The sequence below is a fragment of the Streptomyces sp. NPDC050743 genome, from assembly GCF_044456925.1.
GTDB lineage: Bacteria > Actinomycetota > Actinomycetes > Streptomycetales > Streptomycetaceae > Streptomyces.
Genome location: NZ_JBITGJ010000106.1, coordinates 1 through 23,045 on the forward strand (window position 1 = coordinate 1; position 23,045 = coordinate 23,045).

The 23,045-nt window shown below is 71.0% G+C and carries 19 protein-coding genes and 2 pseudogenes; 15 read left to right on the top strand and 6 right to left on the bottom strand.

Annotation, left to right across the window (positions count from 1 at the left end; all coding sequences use genetic code 11):
- Window positions 1-764 precede the first annotated feature (764 nt).
- Window positions 765-1,706 carry an aldo/keto reductase gene (locus tag ACIBJF_RS44570; protein ID WP_399183037.1) on the bottom strand — a complete coding sequence of 314 codons (942 nt, stop codon included), beginning with the start codon at window positions 1,704-1,706 and terminating at the stop codon, window positions 765-767.
- Window positions 1,707-1,802: 96 nt separating this feature from the next.
- On the opposite strand from ACIBJF_RS44570, the gene ACIBJF_RS44575 reads away from it, so the two are divergent.
- The gene (locus ACIBJF_RS44575; protein ID WP_399183038.1) at window positions 1,803-2,396 is read left to right on the top strand and encodes a TetR family transcriptional regulator; all 594 of its coding nucleotides are present in this window, start codon (window positions 1,803-1,805) and stop codon (window positions 2,394-2,396) included.
- A 938-nt stretch (window positions 2,397-3,334) separates the two neighbouring features.
- Here the strand turns inward: ACIBJF_RS44575 and ACIBJF_RS44580 are convergent.
- The 3 genes from ACIBJF_RS44580 to ACIBJF_RS44590 form a co-directional block, all read right to left on the bottom strand.
- A complete protein-coding gene (locus ACIBJF_RS44580; protein WP_399183039.1) occupies window positions 3,335-3,733 on the bottom strand; it encodes a hypothetical protein in 399 nt (132 codons plus the stop codon).
- Complete coding sequence (locus ACIBJF_RS44585) at window positions 3,733-4,008, bottom strand: hypothetical protein (RefSeq protein ID WP_399183041.1); 276 nt, start codon at window positions 4,006-4,008, stop codon at window positions 3,733-3,735. The genes ACIBJF_RS44580 and ACIBJF_RS44585 overlap by 1 nt, the downstream gene beginning before the upstream one ends.
- Before the next feature lie 118 nt (window positions 4,009-4,126).
- Window positions 4,127-4,264, bottom strand: a complete 138-nt coding sequence (locus ACIBJF_RS44590; protein ID WP_399183043.1) for a hypothetical protein — start codon at window positions 4,262-4,264, stop codon at window positions 4,127-4,129.
- On the opposite strand from ACIBJF_RS44590, the pseudogene ACIBJF_RS44595 reads away from it, so the two are divergent.
- A pseudogene (locus ACIBJF_RS44595) lies at window positions 4,256-4,547 on the top strand (DapH/DapD/GlmU-related protein); the annotation flags it as partial. The gene ACIBJF_RS44590 and the pseudogene ACIBJF_RS44595 sit on opposite strands and share 9 nt — an antisense overlap.
- 308 nt (window positions 4,548-4,855) lie before the next feature.
- On the opposite strand, the gene ACIBJF_RS44600 reads toward ACIBJF_RS44595, so the two are convergent.
- Complete coding sequence (locus ACIBJF_RS44600; RefSeq protein ID WP_399183044.1) at window positions 4,856-5,083, bottom strand: hypothetical protein; 228 nt, start codon at window positions 5,081-5,083, stop codon at window positions 4,856-4,858.
- A 49-nt stretch (window positions 5,084-5,132) separates the two neighbouring features.
- On the opposite strand from ACIBJF_RS44600, the gene ACIBJF_RS44605 reads away from it, so the two are divergent.
- The 7 genes and pseudogenes from ACIBJF_RS44605 to ACIBJF_RS44635 form a co-directional block, all read left to right on the top strand.
- The gene (locus tag ACIBJF_RS44605) at window positions 5,133-5,375 is read left to right on the top strand and encodes a hypothetical protein (RefSeq protein ID WP_399183046.1); all 243 of its coding nucleotides are present in this window, start codon (window positions 5,133-5,135) and stop codon (window positions 5,373-5,375) included.
- Between the two features lie 18 nt (window positions 5,376-5,393).
- Window positions 5,394-6,203: a universal stress protein gene (locus ACIBJF_RS44610; RefSeq protein ID WP_399183048.1), complete on the top strand. Its 810-nt coding sequence runs from the start codon at window positions 5,394-5,396 to the stop codon at window positions 6,201-6,203.
- Between the two features lie 295 nt (window positions 6,204-6,498).
- Window positions 6,499-7,548 (top strand): NAD(P)-dependent alcohol dehydrogenase, encoded by a 1,050-nt coding sequence (locus ACIBJF_RS44615; protein ID WP_399183050.1) that lies wholly within the window; start codon window positions 6,499-6,501, stop codon window positions 7,546-7,548.
- Between the two features lie 69 nt (window positions 7,549-7,617).
- Window positions 7,618-9,465 (top strand): glycoside hydrolase family 15 protein, encoded by a 1,848-nt coding sequence (locus ACIBJF_RS44620; RefSeq protein ID WP_399183052.1) that lies wholly within the window; start codon window positions 7,618-7,620, stop codon window positions 9,463-9,465.
- The gene (locus ACIBJF_RS44625) at window positions 9,462-10,895 is read left to right on the top strand and encodes a glucose-6-phosphate dehydrogenase (protein WP_399183054.1); all 1,434 of its coding nucleotides are present in this window, start codon (window positions 9,462-9,464) and stop codon (window positions 10,893-10,895) included. Before ACIBJF_RS44620 ends, ACIBJF_RS44625 begins: the two co-directional genes overlap by 4 nt.
- Window positions 10,879-11,403, top strand: a complete 525-nt coding sequence (locus ACIBJF_RS44630) for a gluconokinase (protein WP_399183056.1) — start codon at window positions 10,879-10,881, stop codon at window positions 11,401-11,403. Before ACIBJF_RS44625 ends, ACIBJF_RS44630 begins: the two co-directional genes overlap by 17 nt.
- Window positions 11,381-11,891, top strand: a pseudogene (locus ACIBJF_RS44635) (IS5/IS1182 family transposase); the annotation flags it as partial. The gene ACIBJF_RS44630 and the pseudogene ACIBJF_RS44635, both read left to right, overlap by 23 nt.
- A gap of 21 nt (window positions 11,892-11,912) precedes the next feature.
- On the opposite strand, the gene ACIBJF_RS44640 reads toward ACIBJF_RS44635, so the two are convergent.
- On the bottom strand, window positions 11,913-12,896 hold the full coding sequence (locus ACIBJF_RS44640) for a BtrH N-terminal domain-containing protein (protein WP_399183058.1): 984 nt from the start codon (window positions 12,894-12,896) through the stop codon (window positions 11,913-11,915).
- A gap of 272 nt (window positions 12,897-13,168) precedes the next feature.
- Between ACIBJF_RS44640 and ACIBJF_RS44645 the strand changes: the two genes are divergently transcribed.
- The 6 genes from ACIBJF_RS44645 to ACIBJF_RS44670 all read left to right on the top strand — a co-directional run bounded on the left by ACIBJF_RS44645 (window position 13,169) and on the right by ACIBJF_RS44670 (window position 22,624).
- Complete coding sequence (locus ACIBJF_RS44645; protein WP_399183060.1) at window positions 13,169-14,773, top strand: amino acid permease; 1,605 nt, start codon at window positions 13,169-13,171, stop codon at window positions 14,771-14,773.
- A gap of 62 nt (window positions 14,774-14,835) precedes the next feature.
- Window positions 14,836-15,762 carry an urea amidolyase associated protein UAAP1 gene (locus ACIBJF_RS44650; RefSeq protein WP_399183062.1) on the top strand — a complete coding sequence of 309 codons (927 nt, stop codon included), beginning with the start codon at window positions 14,836-14,838 and terminating at the stop codon, window positions 15,760-15,762.
- Between the two features lies 1 nt (window position 15,763).
- On the top strand, window positions 15,764-16,567 hold the full coding sequence (locus tag ACIBJF_RS44655) for an urea amidolyase associated protein UAAP2 (RefSeq protein ID WP_399183064.1): 804 nt from the start codon (window positions 15,764-15,766) through the stop codon (window positions 16,565-16,567).
- The gene (gene uca / locus ACIBJF_RS44660) at window positions 16,564-20,157 is read left to right on the top strand and encodes an urea carboxylase (RefSeq protein WP_399183066.1); all 3,594 of its coding nucleotides are present in this window, start codon (window positions 16,564-16,566) and stop codon (window positions 20,155-20,157) included. Before ACIBJF_RS44655 ends, uca begins: the two co-directional genes overlap by 4 nt.
- A gap of 5 nt (window positions 20,158-20,162) precedes the next feature.
- Window positions 20,163-21,866, top strand: coding sequence for an allophanate hydrolase (gene atzF / locus ACIBJF_RS44665; protein WP_399183069.1), 1,704 nt, complete (start codon window positions 20,163-20,165; stop codon window positions 21,864-21,866).
- 74 nt (window positions 21,867-21,940) lie between these two features.
- The gene (locus ACIBJF_RS44670) at window positions 21,941-22,624 is read left to right on the top strand and encodes a TetR/AcrR family transcriptional regulator (RefSeq protein WP_399183068.1); all 684 of its coding nucleotides are present in this window, start codon (window positions 21,941-21,943) and stop codon (window positions 22,622-22,624) included.
- Window positions 22,625-23,045: the final 421 nt, after the last annotated feature.

Below are 23,045 nucleotides of genomic sequence, written 5' to 3' on the forward strand. Positions count from 1 at the left end.
CGTAGAGTGCGGTCACGAGGGTGTCCAGGTTCGTCGTCACAAACGATCATGGACACCCTCTCCTCGCGCCCGCAGGCATTCGGAAAGACTCGTCTTAGGGGCGAGCCCGTCCCGGATCCGGGCCGGGCCGTGTGATGATCCGGCTGGTGTCCGGGTAGCCCTGGCCCGGTTGCGGAGCGAGAAGGACTGCGGAGCCCGGGTCGTGGCCGCCTGGCCCCACACCGTCCGCAGCCTTCTGCTCGGCGGACCCGTCACGACCCAGGGTCGTCGACCGGAAGAACTCCCTGAGACGCCTGTCGCGCAAGGGCCGGGCATGGATGGTCGCGATCCTCGGCGTCGACATCGAGCGGCATCTCTCACACCGACACTGGGGTGAGGGATTGCATGATCTTGCTCCGTTCTGTGTGTGCCTTTGCTGCGCCCTCGCGCCGTCCCGCGGGCGGAGTGCGCTGCGCTCTTTACGGGCTTCGCCTTCGACGCGGCGGTCGGACGTTTGCCGACTGCCAGCAGCCGCCTGTCCATTGCGGTGACCGGCACCGGGAGCAGTCCGCTTCCGTGCGTTCCCCGCGTCGACCACCATCGAGGCGACAGGCGTTGGCCGGCCCGGCGGCACCATCCGCAGATGCTCGGCTGGCCGGCGGCGCGCCGTGGTCGAGGATCGGGTGCCCGCCGCCGTGCCTGTTACGTTCCGGTGACGTTCCGGCGGCCGGTGTTGGTGAGTGCCATCCACTCGCGGGCGGATGGCACCGGGGGAGTGTGCGGTGTCAGTCGAGGCGTCCACCGAGGCCGCCGTCGGGGGCGATCTCGGCGATGCGGGCGAGGTCCTCGCCGGTCAGCGTGAGGCCGGCCGCGGCGACGTTCTGCGCGACGCGGTCAGAGTTGCGTGAGCCCGGAATGGGGACGATGTAGTCCTTCTTCGCGAGCAGCCACGCCAGCGCCAGCTGGGCGAGGGTGGCGCCCTTGCTCTCGGCGAACTTGGCCAGCTCACCCGCGATGGCGACGTTGGCGTCGAAGTTCTCCGGCTTCCACCAGGCCAGGTGCTGGCGGAAGTCGTCGGCGGTGTAGTGGTCGACGGGCTGGACCGCGCCACTGAGGAAGCCACAGGCGAGCGGCGAGTAGGCGACGAAACCGATGCCGAGTTCCTCCAGGACGGGAAACAGCGGCTCGGCGTCGTGGGGCGCGAAGACCGAGTACTCGTTTTGCAGCGCCGAGATCGGGTGCACGGCGTGGGCCCGGCGGATGGTGTCCTCGTCGGCGTTGGACAGGCCGAGGTGCTTGACCTTGCCGGCGTCGACGAACTCCTTCATCACGCCGACCACGTCCTCGATCGGCACGTTTGGGTCCGGCACGTGCTGGTAGAGCAGGTCGATGGAGTCGGTGGCGAGGTTGCGCAGGCTGTTGTCGACCACCTCGCGGATGTGCTCCAGCGCCGAGTTGGGGCTGAAGGTCTTGGCGAAGCCGAACTTCGTCGCGATCGTCACCTCCTCGCGGATCGGCGCGAGGGCGTGGCCGAGCAGCTTTTCGCCCTCGCCCCAGCCGTACATCTCCGCGGTGTCGAAGTGGGTCACGCCGAGTTCGTGCGCGCGGCGGATCGCGGTGATCGACTGGGTGTCGTCCGAGGGGCCGTAGCCGCTGGCGGTGCCCATCGCTCCGTAGCCGATGGCCGACATGGTCAGGCCCTGGTTGCCCAGTTTCCTCGTCTCCACAAGACACTCCTTACATCAAACCAAACTGTTCGGTTTTACCGTGCGCCGGATGCCGACTGAGGCAAACCAAACGGTTCGGTCAGGTAGATTGGTCGTATGAGTGCCTCGACCGGATCAGACTCCACCCGCGACCGCATCGTCGTCGCGGCCACGGCCGAGTTCGCCCGGCACGGGATCGCCGGGGCCAGGATCGAGCGCATCGCCAAGGCGGCTCGGACCAGCAAGGAACGCATCTACGCATACTTCCGCAGCAAGGAGGAGCTGTACGGCACGGTCGTCGCTCGCGAGATGGCCCTGGTCGCCGAGGCCACGCGGATGGACCCCACCGACTTGCCCGGCTATGCCGGACGCGTCCACGACTATTTCGTGGCCCATCCCGAACGCTTCCGCCTCATGAACTGGGGGCGCCTCGAACTGGCCGACGACACCCCCGTCGACCCCGACGACCCCATCCAGGCCACCGTGCGCCGCAAGACCGAACAGCTGCGCAACGCACAGAAGGCCGGCCATCTGGATGCGACGTGGGATCCCGCCGACATCCTGATGTTCGTCAACCAGCTCGCCCAGTCCTGGGCCGGCCAGTCCGATCTGATGCCCGCCGACGAGGAGGAGCGCGCGTCGTTCCCGGCTGCGCGCCGGGCCGCCATCGTCGCCGCTGTACAGCGTCTGTTCCCGGCCGCGACGGCCTAGCGGTGATACGGCCCCCGGACAGCGCATCTACTGATCACGGTCTCGCGGACCAGCGGGACTGACGAAGTCCACGGCTCTGACCTGGTCGGATGCCGTGGACTTCTGTCGTTGTTGATTGGCGTCGAGTGACCTCGCACGGCCCGCAGACAGCCCACCGGCCGCTTCTGTTTCCGCCCTCGCGGCGGTGACATTGTCAGTGCTTGAAGGAGCCCTTGGCCTGCTCTTTCGCGCCCCGCAACTTGCCCCGCGTTTCGAGGGCGGCACCCTTTGCTGCGAGAGTTTCTTTGTGTACCGCGTGAGCCACCTTTCGCACGGTCCTTCCTACTACCTGTTCGGCCTTTGCTTTGGCCTTCTCTCCGGTACTCATCTCAGTACCTCCGCGCTCACTGACCGAGTGCCCTAAAGGGAGCGGGAAACCCCTTGAGCAGGTGATGTCCCACTGTCCGATCGTGCCTGTCTGGGATGGCCCGAGCCAGTCCGGCAGGTCCGATGCCAGGGAGACGTCCCTGAGGGAAGAAGCCAGGAAATCCCGGGCGCGCCGGGGCATGCACAAGGTCAAGCGCTGGTATCCCAGTCTTGGCCGACACAAGATCTGCTGGCGCGGCCCATGGATTCAGGGCCCCGCCGACGCTCCGCTCCGCGTGAAAGGAACCGCCTACCACCTGAGCACATGAACCCGAGCCCGCCCACCGTCCCTCCAATGCAACCGCCCTGGGCGAGCGGTGCTGTTGTCGAACGAAGGGGTGCTGGGCCCCCGGTGTCAGGTGGCCAGGTCAGCGGCGAGGGGGCGGGCCTGACGGAGCTTCCGGCGCCTTGCGGGTACACGACGCCACGCGCGGCGACGGCCAGGGCGGGGTACTCCGGCCCTGGGGCGCTCATGCTGAGACGGAGGACAGACGATCTGCGCCTGGCCGTCTTCCACCGCCGGGCGCGTGCGGTTACTGGGCGGGGTGGACGGCCTGGACGCCAGTGCCCGCGTACGCCTTCGGCGTCAGAGTGAGCAGGAACCGTCCGCTGGGGTGGGCGGCGGAGGGGCGGGCGGCGTGGATGGCGTGGACGGCAGCCCAGGAGTGCCCGAAGCGCAGCAATTCGGTGGCGGTGACTGCGGCGTCGGTGTCGAACGGCTCGATCCGGATGAACCGCAGCCCCTTGATGTAGCCGAGCAGACCCGGTCGTTCGGCGTCGCCGGCGGTCAGTGACAGCACCGGCGCATACAGATCTCCGAGTCCGCCGGAGGCCTGGACGTAGAACGCGGCGACCGCCTCGTTGAACGGATCTTTCGGGTCGTACAACGCCGTGGCAGTCGTGTGGTCCAGGACGACCGCGATGGCCGCCACTACGCGGCCGCCTGCGGACCGCGCGAGGCGGCGCCCAGGCGCTCCAGCAGGGCCCGGGCCTTCTCCTCGGCCTCCGGGCTCGGCGCGCTGCCGAGGGCGGAGGCGAGCTCGGCGCGGGCCAACTCGGCCCGCTCGGCGTACTCGGCCTGGGTGGGAGTGCTTTGCGCGAGGTCTTCCACCAGGCTGCGAATGGTGATGCCGTGCTCGGCCGCCAGCTGGGCGAGCCGGTCCCGCGCGGCCGTGCTCACCTTGATGCTCGTCTCGTCTGCTGCCATATCCCTCACTCTACCGCCCTCCTCTACTGTGGGTAGAGGAAATGGTTTGTACGGCAGCATGCTCCAGGTGGCGTCTCTAATCAGGTAAGCGAACCTATGCGAACAGCAGCGGGGCCGGTCAGATGTCGGCCACCATCGGGTCGTCGGTGCCGCGCTGGCGCAGAGGCCGGTGTTGGCGCTCGTCGAGCCTGTATTCGACGGTGATCTCCCCGTAGTAGTTCACCGCCGAGCTGCGGGCCGGGGAGATGTGTGCCACCACCTCGCTGGGCACTTCAACGCCGGCACGCTCGGCACCTCCATGGTCGAGACCGCATCTCTGCGGGCGTCGGCATCGCGCTCGGCGACGAGTGCGTGGTCGAGGCCGGCCTCTACATCCCGCGGGCACCCGGATCACCATGCCCGACGGCCAGATCGTCACGGCCCGCGAGCTGAACGGCGCCTCCAACATCCTCTTCCGCCGCAACTCGGTCACCGGCGTGGTCGAGCCCCGCCCGAACAACGCGGTTTGGGGCGGCCTGAACGACACCCTGCACAACCACATTGATCACCGGCGGTATTTGAGCGCCCTCCCACGGCCGCACGGCGGCGATGGGGGCGCGCGTGTCGGGTGCGACCAGTGGTGGGGACTGGGTGGAGAGGTGTCCGCGCCCATCCGAACGGCCACGGTCGGCTCGCCGGGCGCGATCTCCGCACGGAAGATGAGTGGGATCGGTCATATATGGCGTAAAGGATGACCTATGCCCTCAAGCTCCTCCAGCCCCTCCAACACCATCGGTCACCGAGCCGTCGTGTCCGCGCTTGGCTGCGCCCTCGGGGCAGTCGCCCTGGTGGGATGCGGCGGTGGCGGTCAGAACACCGGCTCCTCGCCCCGGCCGACACCCAGCAGTCCCAATGCGGCTTCCTTTTCCGGGATGCCGCCGTCGGCGCTTGCCTCCTCAGCGGCTTCCGCGATCGCCTCCGCCCACGCGTCCGCCTCGGCAGCGGCATCCTCCGCGGCTGCCCGCGCCTCGGAGTTCGAGGCCTCGGTGGACGCCGAGGCCGCCCGGGCCGGCGCCGCCGCCGAGAATGCGCTCAAGAACGTTCAGGGCCGTGGCAACGCCCTGTCCGAAGTCAGCCTGATGGGCATGCCCCGGAGCCAGACGAGCGGGCTGCTTGCCGCCCTGGTCACGATCACGAACAAGACGCACCAGAAAGCGTCCTACGCCGTGCAGGTCGACTTCGCTGACTCCGCCGGCACGGTCGTCGAGACCAGGTTCGTGGGAGCGGAGAACGTGGAGCCCGGTCACACGGAACAGCCCATCGCCTTCAGCAGGCACCCGCAGAGCGCCCATCTGACGGCGCGTCTTGCCAAGGCCCAGCGGTACTGACGTGCGTGAGGAAGCGCTGTGAGCAGCTTGGTCGTCGTAGGAGTGGACGGCTCGTCGTCGAGCCATGCCGCGGTGGTCCAGGCCGCCCGGGAGGCCCAGCGGCGCCGTGCGGAGCTGCGTGTGGTGCACGCCTTCAGCTGGCCGGTCGGGCCCATGTACGCGCCGCTGGACCCGTCGCCGCTCAACAGCCTCGCGCACGACGCGGCACAGGACGCCCGGAGCCTGGCGCCCGAGGTGGAGGTCGGCGAGGCCGTGATGATCGGCGGTGCGGTGTCGGTGCTGGCGGCCGAGTCGCGCGCCGCGGACCTCGTGGTCGTCGGCCGCCGGGGCATCGGGGGCTTCGCCGGCATGCTGCTGGGTTCGACGGCGGTGTCCCTGGCCGCCCACAGCCACTGTCCGGTGCTGGTGGTCCGCGAGGAACCGGATGATGCAGGACCGATCGTGCTGGCCGTCGACGGCTCCCCCGCAGGCGAGGAGGCGGTCGAATTCGCCTTCGCCGAAGCAGAGTTGCGAGGAGCCGAGATCGTCGCCGCGCACGCGTGGCTGCCCGACCACGCGTCGGCCGGTAGGGGCGTGGAGAGCGTGGAGCGGCTGCTGGCCCACGCGGTCGCAGGCCGTGCCGAGAGGTATCCGGACGTCACGGTCAGACGGGAAGTGCTGAGCGGCGAAACCCGCGAAGTCCTGATCGAAGCGAGCAGGAACGCCCAGTTGACGGTCGTCGGAGCCAGGGGGCGCGGCGGCTTTGCCGGGATGCTCCTGGGTTCGGTGAGCCAGGCGCTGCTGCACCACGCGCACTGCCCGGTCGCCGTCGTGCGCGGCAGGGCCTGACCAGAGCCGTGTGCGCGGCCGTCAGGCGAAGACGACGCTGGATGCCGCTGGTACCGGCGGCGAACCGGCGTACAGGGCGTGCCTGTGGCTTCAGCGGGATGGCCCCGGGCGGCGTCCGGGCCGGATGACACGCCGGTTCCGGCAGCAGCCGGGGTCCACGGTGCGGTCGGCTCGCGAGCTGCCTCGGACGTTGCGACAGTGGTAGGTGTGCACGGCTGATGCCGGATGCCAGTGCCGATTCGGCCGACACGCGTGGGCCCGGGGCAACGATGAGCCCGGGAGGAAGGACAGGCGCATGCGGGCGTTCGTGATGAAGGAGATCGGCCGGGTGGGTTTCGTGGAGAAGGCGGTTCCGGAGCCGGGTCCGCTCGACGCCGTGGTCAAGACGACCAAGGCTTTGATCTGCACCTCCGATTCCCACACCGTTCATGGTGGCATCGGCCCGAGGGAGAACCTGACGCTGGGCCATGAAGCGGTGGGCATCGTGCATGCCGTGGGCAGCGAGGTGAAGGACTTCCGACCCGGCGACCGGGTGCTGGTCGGCGCCATCACCCCCGACTGGGGCGACCTGGCCTCCCAGAACGGGTTCCCGTCGCAGTCGGGCGGGCCGCTCGGAGGATTCAAGTTCGCCAACCGCAAGGACGGGGTTTTCGCGGACTATTTCCACGTCAACGACGCCGACGCCAATCTCGCCAGGATCCCCGATGCCATCGGCGACGACGTGGCGGTGTACTGCGCCGACATGCTGTCGACGGGATTCATGGGAGCGGAGAAGGGCGACATCCCGATCGGCGGGACCGTGGCGGTCCTCGCGCAGGGGCCGGTGGGCCTCATGGCCACGGCGGGGGCCAGGCTCCGCGGCGCCGGCCGGGTCATCGGGGTCGAATCGGTCGCCAGTCGGCAGAAACTGGCGCAGGAGTACGGCGCCGACGAGATCGTGGACTTCACCAGTGAGGACGTCGTCGAGCGGATCAACGAGCTGACCGGGGGACAAGGGGTCGACACCGCCATCGAGGCGCTGGGCGCGGACATCACCTTCCAGACCGCCGTGAAGATCACCAAGCCCGGCGGCACCATCTCCAACATCGGCTACTTCGGCGCGGGCGAGTTCATCCGCATCCCTCGTGTCGAATGGGGCGTCGGCATGGCGGACAAGACGATCGCCACCGGCCTCTGCCCCGGCGGCCGGCTCCGTATGGAACGGCTGCTGCGGGTGCTGGAGGCGAAGCGCCTCGACCCCACGCACATGACCACCCACACGTTCCCTTTCGATGACATGGAGCGGGCCTTCGAGGTCTCGGACAAGAAGCTCGAAGACGTCGTGAAGGTGCTGGTCACCTTCTAGGTGCTGTCCCTTCCGGACCTGCGCGGTGTGCTGGCCGGTACTTCGTGGCGCCGCGGAAGCGAGGAAACCATGCACGACCCCGACCCTCCGTTCCGCCCGATCCGCAAGCGGGAGGGCTACCTGCCGCTGGAGGACCTCGGCCTCATCGGGGACGGTTCGACGGCTGCGCTGGTCGGCTTGGACGGCTCGATCCCGTGGATGTGCCTGCCCCGGTTCGACTCCGACCCGCTGTTCTGCGGCCTGCTGGACCACGCACGGGGCGGGCACTTCACCGTCGCGCCGCAGGATCTGGTGGAGGCCCGGCAGCGCTACGAGCCCGACACCGGCGTGCTGACCACCGAGTTGCGCAGTGCCACCGGTCTGGTGCGTGTCACCGACGCGCTGGCCGTGCGTCCTGGTGCCGACCTCACCGACGACGCTCCGGCCGGGCGGTGCGAGCTCGTCCGGTCGGCCGCGGTCCTCTCCGGGCACGTCCGCCTGCGAGTGGACCTGGAGCCGCGCGGCGGCGGTACGGCGCAGGCGCTGTTCAGCGGTCTGGAACTGAGGCCCTCGCGCCGGCCGGACCTGCGTCTGCACCTGCGCTCCAACCGCCCCCTGCCCGGCCTGCACCGCACCCACGACCTGAGCGAGGGCGAACACCTCGACCTCGTGCTGTCCTGGGGCCGTTTCCATCGCCACCACCGGTTCGCGGCCGACGCGATGCTGGCGGACACCGCCGAGGCGTGGCGGCGCTGGATGAAGCACTTCGACTACTCGGGCCCCCAGGAGGCACTGGTCCGGCGCGCCGCCATCACCTTGAAGCTCTGCGACGACTGGGCCAACGGCGCCTTGGTCGCGGCGCCCACCTCCTCCCTGCCCGCGCCGGTCGGGGCAGTCCGTAACTGGGACTACCGCTACGCCTGGGTCCGGGACGCCGCCTACGCCGTGTTCGCTCTGAGACGCATCGGCTTCACCGGCGAGGCGGACGCCTTCCTCGGATGGGTCCTCGACGCCGTCGAGCAGAGCCGCATCCCCCGGATCATGTACAACCTCGACGGCGGCCCCGTACCCGACGAGATCGAGGACACCGAGTTGGAGGGGTACCGTCGCTCCGCCCCGGTCCGCTGGGGCAACGGCGCGGCCGACCAGCGCCAGCACGACCTCTACGGCGAGATCCTGGACTGCGCCGACCAGTGGCTGCGCACCAGCCAGTGGCTGAGCGCGGGCCGGCAGGTGCAGCCCGCGCTGTGGGCGGGCCTGGCGGGGCTGGCCGACACCGCGGAGCAGGCATGGCGCCAGCCCGACCAGGGGATCTGGGAAGTGCGCAGTGCGGGCCGGGTGTTCACCTACTCCGTCGGAATGTGCCAGGTGGCCCTGGACCGTGCCGTGTCCATCGGCGAGCGGCTCGGCCTGCCCGGCCCGACCACAGCCTGGCGTGCCTCGGCCGACCGGCTGCGTCGGCGCATCCTGGAGGAGTCCTGGGACGAGGACGCGCAGACGCTGAGCGCACACCTGGACGGCGGCGGCGTGCTGGACGCGAGCCTGCTCGCGCTCCCGCTGCGCCACGTGATGCCGGCCGACCACCCGCGCATGGCGGCCACGACTACGGCTATCGCCGAGCGCCTGTCGGCCGGTGACGGCCTGCTCTACCGCTATCTGCACGACGAGTCGCCCGACGGCCTGCCCGGCGACGAGGGCGCCTTCGTGCTGTGCAGCTTCTGGCTGGCCGACAACCTGACCGCCCAGGGCCGGATCGACGAGGCCGAGAAGGTGTACGCCTCGCTGTGTGCCCGTACCAGCCCGCTCGGGCTGCTGCCGGAACAGATCGACCCCACCTCTGGAGAGTTCATGGGCAACTTCCCTCAGGCGTTCAGCCATATCGGAATCATCGCCAGCGGCGTGAACCTCGCCCGGGCGACGGTGGGCGCTCGGGCATGATCGATCGGCTCGCCGTCTTCGGCGCGACAGGCGACCTCACCGCCCGCTACCTCCTGCCGGCCCTGGCCGCCCTGCGGGCCGCGGGACACATCAGTGACGGCTTCCAACTGACCGGCGCGAGCCGGGAGGACTGGGACACCGACCGCTTCCGCGGCTGGTGCGCCGACCAGATCGACCGCCACGGCGACTCCTGCCCGGCCGATGTCAGGAAAGCCGTCGCCGGCTCGGCCCACTACCGGAAGGCGGACGTCACCGACCCCGCGGACGTCGCAGCGGTCGTCGCCGGCGACGAACCGATCGCCGTGTACCTCGCCCTCCCCCCGGCGCTCTTCCCGCACATGGTCACCGCCCTGCACGACGCGGGCCTGCCACCGGGCAGCCGGATCGTGCTGGAGAAGCCGTTCGGCGAGGACCTGGCGAGCGCGCGGGATCTGAACCGGCTGCTCGTCGGTCTCGTGCCCGAGCAGGCGGTGTTCCGGGTCGACCACTTCCTCGCCATGACGACCGTCCAGAACGTGCTCGGAAGCCGGCTCGCCAACCGCGTGCTGGAGCCCATCTGGAACAGCACCCACATCGCGGAAATCGAGATCGTCTGGGACGAGACCCTCGCCCTGGAAGGCCGGGCCGGCTACTACGACGGCGTCGGTGCGCTGAAGGACATGGTGCAGAACCACCTGCTGCAGCTGCTGTGCCTCGTGGCCATGGAACCCCCGATCACCCTCGGCGAGCGGGACCTGCGCGACCGGAAGGTCGACGTGCTGCGGTCCGTACGGCTCCCCACCGACTACGACGTCGTGCACCGCACGCGCCGCGCGCGCTACCTGTCCGGCAGGATCGGCGACCACGCCGTTCCCGCATACGCCGACGAGGAGGGCGTGGACCCCGAGCGGCGCACGGAGACCTTCGCCGAGGTCGAACTGGAACTGGACAGCTGGCGCTGGTCCGGGACGACGTTCCGGCTGCGCAGCGGCAAGGCGCTCGGACGGGACCGCAAGGAGGTCGCGGTGCGCTTCCGCTCCGTGCCCCATCTGCCCTTCGGCCACGAGGGACAGGCCCTGCCCAACGTGCTGCGCTTCGGACTGGAGCCGGAAGGGATGACCCTCGACATGACGGGCACCGGCGCACGCGCCCAGTCCCTCACCCAGCTCTCGCTCACCGCGCGGATGGAACCGCCTGACTTGCCCGCCTACGGCCGCCTCCTGCTGGACGTCATGAAGGGTGATCCGGCCCTGTCCATCCGTGGCGACGAGGCCGAGGAGGCATGGCGGGTCCTGACACCCGTGCTGAACGCGTGGAAGAACAACCTCGTCCCGCTGGAGGAGTATCCGGCCGGCTCCGACGGTCCGCCTCCCCGGCCGTACGAGGGCGCACAACGGCGGCGCAGCGACCTGCTGCATCCCGAAGCGCTACCGGATGATGGGCCGCACTGAGCGTCGATCCCCGTGCGTCGTGGTCACGGGCGTCGCGGGGATCGGCAAGACCACGGTGGCCCGCCTGCTGGCGCAACGGCTGGGCGTGCCCTTCGCGGACGGGGACGACTTCCACTCCGCGGCCGACATCGCCAAGATGTCCGCCGGCACGCCGCTCGACGACGCCGACCGCCGACCCTGGCTGGAGTCCATCGGCCGCTGGCTGCACGAGCACGACATGGCGGGCACCGGCGCCGTGGTCGCATGCTCCGCACTCAAGCGAAGCTACCGGGACACCCTGCTAGCGGCCTGCCCGGGCGCCTTCTTCCTGCACCTGACGGCCGACCGCGAACTGCTCGCGGACCGGCTCCGACGGCGCCACGACCACTTCATGCCGGGCTCGCTCCTCGACTCTCAACTCGCCACACTGGAACCACTCGCAGCGGACGAACGAGGAGCCGAACTCGACGCGACACCGGCTCCCGAGGTCCTCGCCGACCGGGCCGCAGACCTCCTGGCAACGCCATAGACGCTGCTCGGCAGACGCCACGTGGGACAAGATCTTTCCAGCCCGCGCCTGGCCGATGCCGAGGCGGAAGGCCGCATCGACTGGTCGATGGTGAGCGTCGATTCGACCTCCTGCCGGGCCCATCAGCACGCCGCCGGGGCCTGTAGGAAGCCACCGCCAGTGCAGGGAAAAGTTGCGCGCCCCGGCAGCACAGCCCCGATGAGGGGCTCGGACGCTCCCCGGGCGGCCTGACCTGCAAAATACATTTCGCCGGCGAAGGCGGACGCCGCCCGCCGGCCTCGCTGATCACTCCGGGCCGGTGGGGCGACGCCCCTCAGCTCATCCCGATCATGGAACGCATCCGCGTCGGCCGCCTCGGCGGCGGACACCCGCGCACCCGCCCCGACCACCTCGGCGGCGGCAAGGTAGCCATCGCGACGAGGTTCGACAAGCGCGCCTACCTTTTCCACGGCACCGTCACCGTCGCCTCGATCAGACTCTGGCTCCGCACACGACCCGCCAGACAGGGCCTAGAGCAGGCTGAGTGCCTGCATCGCATCGCTTTCGATGCGCGCGAGCTCGTGGAGGATGGAGCCGGCCTGCTTGAGGTTCTTCGCGTCGCCGGATTCGCCTGCCGCCGCGATGAGCGCGGCCACCTGTGTCCAGAGGGTGGCGGCCTCGATGTACAGGCTGTGGCCGGTGCGCAGGTGGCTGCTTCCGATGAGCTGGGCGCACTCGGCGAGGAAGTCCCGGTAGAGATTGCGGAACAGGGCGCCGCCGGTGCCAGCCCTCTCCATGAGGACGGCGGCCCGTGGCAGGTCCTCCCGCGGATTGTCGCTGCGCTGCAGCCACGTCGGCACTTGCTTCGCGGTCTTCTCGATGCCCCGGTGGCCCAGGTTCACGATGGGCGGGTTCAAGAAGGCGACGGCGCAGGTCTTGATCGCGGGGATGATCCGGTCCTGCGGTGGCCTCAGGCCACTGGGCACCGTGATGGTGAAGGAGCGGTGCTTGGCGGTCATCGGGCCGCGCTCGGCCCTGGCCCTGGCCAGGCTGGCGAGACCGGTGGTGACGGCTCCGCCCTGCGGCTCGGTGTCCACCAGGTAGGCGTCCTGTTCGTCGTAGCCGTACATGGCCACGACGTGGCCGCCGAAGTGCACCTTGGTGCTGAAGTAGTCCAGGTGGTAGCTGTCGAGCTGAAGGGCAACCGGCCGGCCGGCGTCGATGGGTGCTGCCACGTTCTGCCAGGCCTTGCGCGGGGAGGTGGTCTCCTCGACCAGCAGGTCAAGCCCGAGTGCGGCGGCCAGGTTCCTGGTGAGCTCGAACGGCTTGACCCGACCTCCCAGGAAGGGAAAGTCCATGCCTTTGCTGTCCCAGTAGATGAAGGACAGCCCGGAGCCGAGCCCGAACAACATGGGCTCGGACAAGTCGAGTCCCTGGTGCCGTAGCAGTACGCTCAGCGCTGTCGTCTCGCAGTGCTGCATACCGCGGGCCTCGATGTCTGTCACCGTGGTCATGCCGCGCATTCTCCTCCCTCACCTGACGACGCCGCCGTAGATGGGCGTACCAGACCACCGCGTCCCAGGCATGATCCGCCGGACGAACCCTGGCCCGTCTCCCTGTGATCGGCCTCCCGGCTTCCTCGGCCGCCGGATGACAGGGCGTCACACCGCGCGTGGCATCGGATACACGAAGTTAACTTCCCGGACTCGGGTGTGAGACCGGTTCTGCCGACCATCGCAATACCTGTCAAGCGACAGGTATCTGTCGATCGCTCGGAGGTGCGGTGATGAGCCGACCCGAACTCCCCCTTGGGCTGAGCCCCGAGGGCGGTGTCACGACCAGTCCCCCTCCCGTCGGCTATGAGCAAGAACTCCACCGCGGGGTGGGCAGCTTCGCCTCGTTCGCCGCGGGGTTCTCCTTCGTCTCGATCCTCACGACCGTCTTCCAGCTCTTCGGCCTCGGCTTCGGCCTCGGTGGCGCGGCGTTCTTCTGGACCTGGCCGCTGGTCTTCGCGGGCCAGATGCTGGTCGCGCTCTGTTTCGCCGAACTGGCGGCGCGCTGGCCCATATCAGGGGCCGTCTACCAGTGGTCGAGCCGGCTGGCCGGCACCACGGCGGGCTGGTTCGTCGGCTGGATCATGGTGATCGGGCAGATCCTCACGGTCGCGGCGGCCGCGATCGCGGCGCAGGCGGTGCTGCCGGGTATCTGGGCCGGCTTCCAGGTGATCGGCGGACCGGGAGCCGATCCGTCGGTCGGCTCCCCGACCGGCGCGCAGAACGCGGTCCTTCTGGGGTGCCTGCTGCTGGTGGTCACCACGGTGGTGAACATCCTGGGCATCCGCCAGATGGCCGCCGCCACCAGCTTCGGCGTCACGATCGAGATCATCGGTGTGGTCGCGCTGGTCCTGGTGCTCTTCTTCCTGCCCGAGCGTGGCCCGCAGGTGGTGGTCCACAGCACCGGCTGGGCCGGCCACGGCGGCTATGCCGGGGCCTTCCTCGCGTCCTCGCTGATGGCGGCGTACGTGATGGTCGGCTTCGACTCGGCGGGCGAGCTGGCCGAGGAGACCCACAGTCCGCGCCGGACTACTCCCCGCACCATCCTGCGGGCTCTGGTGACTTCGGGTGTGGGTGGCGCGCTGCTGATCGTCTCGGGACTGATGGCGGCGAGCAGCCTGACCGACGGGAAGCTGGCCGCGGGCGGTCTGTCCTGGGTGCTGACCGACCGGCTCGGCGGGGTCGTGGGCCGGCTGCTGCTGTGCTGCGTGGCGATCGCGGTGTTCGCCTGCACACTGGCGGTGCAGACCTCCGGGGCGCGGATGATGTACTCCATGGCGCGTGAGGGCGCCCTGCCGTTCCACCGGCGCCTCGGGAAGGTCTCGGCCCGCACGGGTACGCCCATCACCACGTCGATCGTGGTGGGCGTCGGCGCCGCGCTCGCGCTCGTGGTCAACGTCCGCCAGTCCGCGATCTTCACGGCCCTCTCCAGCCTCTGCATCGCCATGCTGTACCTGGCCTATCTGGGCGTGACGCTGCCGCTGCTGGTCACGAGGATCCGGCAGCGCGGCACCGGCGGGCTTCCGCAGGGCGTCGACGAGACCGGACGGCCCCTGTTCTCCCTGGGCCGATGGGGAGTGGCGGTCAACGCGGTGGCGGTGCTCTACCAGGCCGGTATGACGGTCAACCTGATCTGGCCTCGTGCGGAGATCTACGACCTCACCGGCGGGACGTGGTGGCTGCGGTGGAGCGCCCTGCTCTTCATCGGGCTGGGCCTCGCCGCCGGTGCCGCCTACTTCCTCGCCCGCCGGCTGCACCGCCGTATCGAGCTGCGGCACGTACCGCACACGCACACCGAGCCGCCACTCGGGGCGGAGGCCGTCGCCGAGCCCGCCTGAGGGCCCGGGCGACGCGAATCGAAGCACCGATGCCGTACCGAAGAGGGGATGACGGGACACCCATGATCCACGCCGACAGCTCGACGGCTCTCGCGCCGCACGGCCAGGACCCGGCCGGGCAAGACCCGGCCGGGCAGGCTCACGTCCGGGCGCGTGAACTGCACCTCACCGACAGCGTCCGCAGCGCCCGGCAGGACGCCCGTGCCCAGGGCGGCCGGGCCGGGGAGTGGATGCCGTATCTCCCGGCGTCCGGCAGTCCGCACTGCCCGCCGGGGGTGGATCCGTCCGCCCTGGTGTGGGCGGAGACGGTGGCCCCCGGCGGCTACACGCACAAGGTGCTCGCCCGCGGCACCCGGCTGCGTTTCGACGACCCGACCGGCGACGCGTGCGCCCACCTGCTGCTCTACAACGCGCTGGATCCGGTCGAGCGGCTCAACGTCGCCGACACCCAGAAGATCCCGTGGCAGGCCTACCTGGGCGAGAACCACCCGCTGCTGTCCGGAGACGGCCGGGTCATGTCCGTGGTCAGTGGTGACTCCTCGGGCCGGCACGACGCGTTCTGCGGCACCACCACCGATGCCTGGAACGAGCGCAAGTACGGTGACGCCCGCCCCGAGGGGCCGTCTCCGTCCGGCCGCGGACTCTTCCTCAAGGCGGCCGCCAAGCACGGCCTGAACCGCCGCGACCTGCCACCCAGCCTGTCCTTCTTCCAGGGCGTACGTGTCGAGCCGGACGGCACACTCGCCTGGCAGGGCAGCGCCGGCCCGGGGACGCATGTCGAACTCGTCGCGGAGATGCCCCTGTTGGTGCTGGTCGCCAACGTCGTCCATCCGCTGGATCCGCGACCCGGCTACGTCGTCGGGCCCTTGCGCGTGCACGCCTGGCACGGCGCTCCGACCGGCCCGGACGAGCCACGGTTCACCGCCACGCCGGAACTGCACCGGGCGTACCTGAACACCGTCGACTACTGCGAAGCCCGGGGGCTGTGACATGGCGACCACGCGGATCGAGAACACGCCGACCACCTACCCGACCGCCTCGGGCGGCACCGTGGCCTCCACCGTCCCGGTCGGCGCGGTGTACGCGGAGGGCTCCCGCCTGGACTGGGGAGAGAGCCTGGTGCAGGGCGCCGTCGTGCGGGACGAGAAGGTGGCGCCCAACGGGCCCTGGTCGGCGGTGGTGCGCAAGGGACACGTCCTGACGATCGTCGACGTCGGCGGCAACCAGTCGGCCGACTGTCTGCTCTACAACGCCGACGATCCCCAGGAGCGGTACAGCGTCCCCGACACGCTGGCCTGGCAGGGCAACGCCTATGTGCGCACGGGCACCGTGCTGCGCAGTGGCGAGGGCCGCCCGCTGATGACGGTCGTCGCCAACGAGATCGACCGCCAGGACACCATCGGCGGTGCCTGCGGCAAGGAGTCCAACACCCTGCGCTACGGCCACCACGTGATGTTCCAGCACGGCTGCCGCGAGAACTTCCTCGCCGAGGCCGGCCGGCATGGGCTCGGTGTGCGGGACGTCGTGTCCAACCTCAACTGGTTCATGAACGTGCCCGTCGAGGCGGACGGCGCGCTGGGCATCGTGGACGGCATGTCGGCGCCCGGCCGCCGGGTCGCCGTGCGTGCCGAAATGGACGTCCTGGTGCTGGTGTCCAACTGCCCGCAGATGAACAACCCGTGCAACGACTTCAACCCGACGCCCCTGCGGATGATCGTCGTCGACCCGGTCCCGGCCGCAGGCGCGCGACCAGCCGCGGCGGAAGCCGTCCACGCCCAGGAGGGAGCCGCGTGAGCCGCCCCACCGCCGTTCTCGTCGCCAACCGCGGGGAGATCGCCCGCCGCGTGATCCGCACCGCCAGGAGCATGGGCCTGGGCACCGTCGCCGTCTTCTCCGACGCCGACCGGGCGGCCCCGCACGTCCGCGAGGCCGACCACGCGGTCCGTCTCGGTCCGGCGCCCGCCCGCCAGTCGTACCTGCGTGGTGACGCGATCATCGAGGCCGCGCTCGCCCACGGAGCCGGGATCATCCACCCCGGCTACGGTTTCCTGTCCGAGAACACCGCCTTCGCCCGGGCCGTGGAGGAGGCCGGACTGCGTTTCGCGGGTCCGACGGCCGACCAGATCACCGCCTTCGGAGAGAAGCACACCGCGCGCACCCTGGCCAAGGCGGCCGGAGTGCCGCTACTGGCCGGCACGGAGCTGCTCGGGAGCGCCGAGGAGGCCGTCACCGCGGCCGGGTCGATCGGACTGCCCGTGATGGTCAAGGCCACCGGCGGGGGCGGCGGCATCGGCATGCAGGCCTGCGCCACCGCCGACGAGGTACGCGAGGCCTTCGCTCGGGTCGCGGCGCTCGCCGAGTCCAACTTCGCGTCGGCCGGGGTGTTCCTGGAGCGCCTGGTGCGTCCGGCACGCCATGTCGAGGTGCAGGTCTTCGGCGACGGCACCGGCCGGATCGCCGTCTTCGGCGACCGGGACTGCTCACTGCAGCGCCGCAACCAGAAGGTGATCGAGGAGGCCCCGGCCCCGGCCCTGCCCGGTCACGTCCGCGCGCTGCTGCACGACTGCTCGCGCCGGCTGCTCGCCTCGGTCGGCTACCGCGGCGCGGGGACCGTGGAGTTCGTCTACGACCCGGTGCGCGAGGAGGCCGCCTTCCTGGAGGTCAACACCCGCCTGCAGGTCGAGCACCCGGTGACCGAGGAGGCGTACGGCGTCGACCTCGTCGAGCTCATGCTGGCGCTGGCCCGGGACGGCAGGGTCGACGACGCGGTGTTCGAGCGGGAGTGGACTGCCACCGGGCACGCGGTGGAGGCCCGCGTCTACGCAGAGGACCCCGGCCGGGACTCACTGCCCTCCTCGGGTCTGATCACCCGGGCCGTCTTCCCGGGTCAGGGCGCCGGTGAGATGCCGGGTGTCCGCGTGGACGGATTCGCCGAGACCGGTCTGGAGATCTCGCCGTACTACGACCCCATGCTCGCCAAGGTGATCGGCAAGGGACCGACCCGCGACGCCGCGTTCGACGTGCTCGGCCGGGCCCTGGCCGCGAGCCGAGTCGACGGCATCGTCACCAACCTGGGCCTGCTGCGTGCGCTGGCCGTGCGGGACGAGGTGCGCGAGGCGGTGCACAGCACCAGCACGCTCGACACCACCACCGACCCCGAGCCGCGCATCGACGTCCTGGTGCCCGGAGCGATGACCACCGTCCAGGACCTCCCCGGCCGGCTCGGCTACTGGCACGTGGGCGTGCCGCCGAGCGGCCCGTTCGACCCCGTCTCCTTCGCCGAGGCGAACCTTGCCGTCGGCAACGCCGCCCAGGCGCCCGGGCTCGAGGTGACGGCGGGCGGGCTGACGCTGCGCTTCTCGGCCGCCACCGTGGTCGCCGTCACCGGCGCCGGCGTTCCCGTCACGGTGAACGGTGTCGCGGCGGCCCTGTGGGAGCCGGTGCCGGTCCCGGCCGGCGGCACCCTGGCCCTCGGCACCTGCCCCGGCCCCGGGCTGCGCACTTATGTGGCCGTCCGGGGCGGCGTCGACGTACCCGAGTACCTGGGCAGCGCCTCGACCTTCACCCTCGGCGGCTTCGGCGGGCACGGCGGGCGGGCGCTGCGCGCCGGGGACGTCCTACGGCCCACGTCCACCGGGACCGCCGGCGGCGGCCCCACCCCGCTCGCGCGCCGTCCCGCGATCACCTCGCACTGGGAGATCGGCGTCACCGAAGGACCGCACGCGGCACCCGAGTTCTTCACCCGCGAGGACATCGACACCCTCTACGCCACCGGCTACACGGTGCACCACAACTCGGCCCGCACCGGCATCCGCCTGATCGGGCCCAAGCCGCGATGGGCCCGCCAGGACGGCGGCGAGGCCGGGCTACACCCCTCCAACATCCACGACACGCCGTACGCGGTGGGCGCCCTGGACTTCACCGGCGACACGCCGATCATCCTGGGCCCCGACGGGCCGTCCCTCGGCGGGTTCGTCTGCCCCGCCGTGGTGGCCAGCGGCGACCTGTGGAAGCTGGGCCAGCTCCGCCCGGGCGACACCGTGCGGTTCGTACCGGTCAAGGAGGCCGAGGCGGCGTCCCTCGACGCCCGACGCGCCTCACCCACGCTGATCCGCGGCGGCGGGGACGGCGACGACGGCGTGCTCGGCCGCCTGGCGGCCACCGATGCCCGGCCGGCCGTCACCTACCGTCGGGACGGCGACGACAACGTCCTGGTCGAGTACGGCCCCATGATGCTCGACCTCGGTCTGCGGATGCGGGTGCACGCCCTGCAGGAGACGCTCGCCGCGCACGCGCCGGACGGCGTCGTGGACGTCACCCCGGGCATCCGCTCCCTGCAGATCCACACCGACGCGCGCCGGCTGAAGGCCCGTGACCTGGCCGTCCTGCTGCGCGAGTTGGAGGACGAGGTACCGCCCACCCATGAGCTGGTGGTGCCCTCCCGCACCGTACGGCTGCCGCTCAGCTGGGACGACCCGGCGACCCGGCTCGCCATCGAGCGGTACATGGCCGGGGTGCGCGACGACGCCCCGTGGTGCCCGTGGAACATCGAGTTCATCCGCCGCGTCAACGGCCTTCAGAGCGCCGACGACGTCTACCGGACCGTCTTCGACGCCTCCTACCTGGTGCTCGGCCTTGGCGACGTGTACCTCGGCGCCCCGGTCGCCACGCCGCTCGACCCACGGCACCGCCTGGTGACCACCAAGTACAACCCGGCCCGCACCTGGACCGCCGAGAACTCCGTCGGCATCGGAGGCGCCTACCTGTGCGTCTACGGCATGGAGGGTCCCGGGGGCTACCAGTTCGTCGGCCGTACCGTGCAGATCTGGAACAGGTTCCGCAAGGGCGGCCTGTTCCGGGACTCTCCCTGGGCGCTGCGCTTCTTCGACCGCATCGAGTGGTATCCCGTCACCGCGGAGGAACTGCTCGAGCTGCGCGCCGAGACCGACGCCGGCCGCGGTGACTTCCCGACCGAGGAGGGCACCTTCTCCATCGCCGAGTACAACGCCTTCCTGGCCCGGGAGGCCGACTCGATCGCCGCGTTCCGCCGGCGGCAGAACGCCGCCTTCGACGCCGAGAAGCAACGCTGGCGGGAGGCCGGGGAGTTCGACCGCGACGACGATCCGGCGCCCGTGACCGCCGTCGGCACCGTCTCCGTTCCGGACGGCGCCGTCCCGGTCACCGCTCCGTTCACCGCCACGGTCTGGCAGGTGGCCGCCGCGCCCGGCGCCACCGTCGCCGAAGGCGACCCGATCCTGTCCCTGGAGGCGATGAAGATGGAGTCCAAGGTGACCGCCCCGGCCGCCGGGACGCTGCTGAAGGTCTACGTCAAGCCCGGTGAACAGGTCGCCCCGGGCCAGGTCCTCGCGGCGGTGAGGGCATGAGCGCCATGACGCCTGCCGCGCGTGTGACAGCCGCCTACGACCGCATCACGACCGCCGGACGGCCCGAGATCTGGATCCACCTCAGACCACGCGAGGAGGTGCTCGCCGAGGCGGCCGGGATCGATCCGGCGCTGCCGCTGGCCGGTCTGGTGGCGGCCGTGAAGGACAACATCGACGTGGCCGGAGTGCCCACCACCGCGGGCGCCCCGTCGTACGCGTACGTTCCGCGGGCCGACGCGCCCGCGGTGGCGCGCCTGCGCGCGGCCGGCGCCGTGGTGCTCGGCAAGACGAACATGGACCAGTTCGCCACCGGCCTGGTCGGCACCCGCAGCCCCTACGGCCCGGTGCGCAACGCCTGGGACGCGGCCCGCATCTCCGGCGGGTCGTCCTCCGGCTCGGCCGTCGCGGTCGCGCTCGGCATCGCCGACATCGCGCTCGGCACCGACACGGCCGGCTCCGGGCGGGTGCCGGCCGCCCTGAACGGCGTCGTCGGGGTCAAGCCCACCAAGGGACTGGTGCCGGTGACCGGGGTGGTCCCCGCCTGCTACACCCTCGACTGCGTGACCGTTTTCGCCCGCGACCTGCGACTGGCGCGGACCGCCGCGGAGATCGCCGAGGGCCCCGACCCGGCCGACCCGCTGTCGCGCACCGGCACCCAGCTCCCGCCACCCCCCGCGCGCCCACGGGTCGCCGTCCCCGCCCCGGAGCACCTTCAGGGCATGGCCGACGGCTGGCACGAGGCCTTCGACGCGGCGGTCGCCCGCCTCGCCGGCACCGGGGCGGAGATCGTGGAGGTGGACATCACCCCCCTGCTGCGGGCTGCGGAACTGCTCTACGGCGGCGCGTTCGTCGCAGAGCGGTACGCGGCCGTGGGGGCACACCTGGAAAAGCACCGCGACCTGATCGGTACGGACCTCGATCCCACCGTCGCCGCCATCGTGCTGGCCGGTCGTGAGAGGACCGCCGCCGGCTGGGCCGCCGACACCGCGCGCCTCGCCTCGCTCGGTGCCGCCGGACGCGCGGTGCTCGACGGCTGCGCGGCGCTCATGACCCCGACCACCACCTGGCACCCCACCCTGGACGAGGTGGCGGCCGACCCGGTCGGCGCCAACGCCCGGATGGGCCGCTTCACCAACTTCGCCAACCTGCTGGACTGCGCCTCGCTCGCCGTTCCCGCCGGCTCGGTGGACGGCCTGCCGTTCGGCGTGATGCTCACCGGGCCGGCGTTCTCCGACCGCCTCCTGGCCGCCCTGGCCGACCGGGTCGCCAACCCCGGGCTCGACCTGTTCGTAGTCGGCGCCCACCTCACCGGGCAGCGGCTCAACGCCCAGTTGGTGCAGGCGGGCGGCACCCTGGTCGGCCCGGCGGACACCGCGGCCGGCTACCGGCTGTACGCCCTGTCCACCGAGCCGCCCAAGCCCGGCCTGCTCCGGGTCACCGAGACCGGGCCGGATGCCGCCTCCGGGACGGGCCGGGAAGCGGGTGCGGCCGGCAATGCGGGCACGGGCATCCAGGGCGAGGTCTGGCGCCTGCCGGCTGCGGGGTTCGGGGCGTTCACCGCGGCCGTTCCCGCCCCCCTGACCATCGGCACCGTCGAACTCGCCGACGGGCGGGAGGTCAGCGGCTTCCTCGTCGAGCCGTACGCCGTCCAAGGCGCTTTGGACATCACCCGCTTCGGCGGCTGGGCCGCCTATACGGCCTTGGCATGAGGGGCAGCGGCAGGCGAAGCCGCCTGGTGCCGGGCAGGGTCGGGTGCCCGGCACCAGGGTGGCAGGATGGCACCATGACGACGACGCGTCCCCGTCAAGGCAGGCCCCGGCACACGCCGCCGTCCGACCCCGGCGCTTCCGCCCGGGAACAGATCCTCGACGCCGCCGGCTCCCTGTTCGTCCGGCACGGGATCGCGAGCACCAGCACACGCATGATCGCCGAACGGGTCGGCATCCGGCAGGCCTCGCTCTACTACCACTTCGCCACCAAAGAGGAGATCCTCGCCGAGCTGCTCGCCACGTCGGTACGGCCCAGCCTGCAGATGGTCGAGCGGATCCGGGCACTGGTGCCCGAGCGGGCCACTCCGGCCGCCGCGCTCTACGCGATGGCCACGATGGACGTACGCACTCTCTCCCGCACTCCGCACAACATCGGCACGCTCTACCTGCTGCCGGAGGTACGGACCGAGCGGTTCGACTCCTTCCGCACCGAGCGGGGCCGGCTGCAGGAGAACTACGGCTTTCTGGGCGCCCTGGCGGCGGCCGACGGCGTGGTGCGGAGCATGTCCGCCGAACGCATCGGCGAACTGCTGATCCAGTTGGTGGAGGTCGTCATCCAGATCCGGCACTCCCGTGAGCCGGATGCCGCCGACGCGGATGCCATCGCGTCGTCGTGCCTGCGGCTGTGCGGGCTCGGCGAGGCGACGGTGGCCGCCGCAAGGGACGAGGCACGAACCCTGCTGAGCGGCTTGGGCTGACCAACGGCTCGTCCCACGCTTCGAGTTGGTACAGCCGGTCCAGCGGAACACCGACGGGACACCTCAAGAGCCGCAGGCCGCCCATTCTGGGACCTGTGCCGCCGGGGGAGCAGTCGGTGCCCGCCGGCCCTGGCATGGACACGGCGCGACGCCGGCGCTACCCGAGAGGTCGGCACCGCCGTGACCTGGCGCCGTCGGTCGGGCCGTCGCCGGGCGGATGACCCGGTCCGTTCCCGGTGGCGGCCCCGCCCGGGGGCCGAGGGGGCGGGTTCGGGGGCTGTGGGCGTGATGTCGGCCATGCGAGCGGGATCACATCCTAACCAGGACCGTAGGACCGGATGCCCCTGAAATGCACCGACAGCGCCATTCATGCACAAAGCGGACATTCCTACGTATCAGGGTAGTAGGTCACATCATTGCG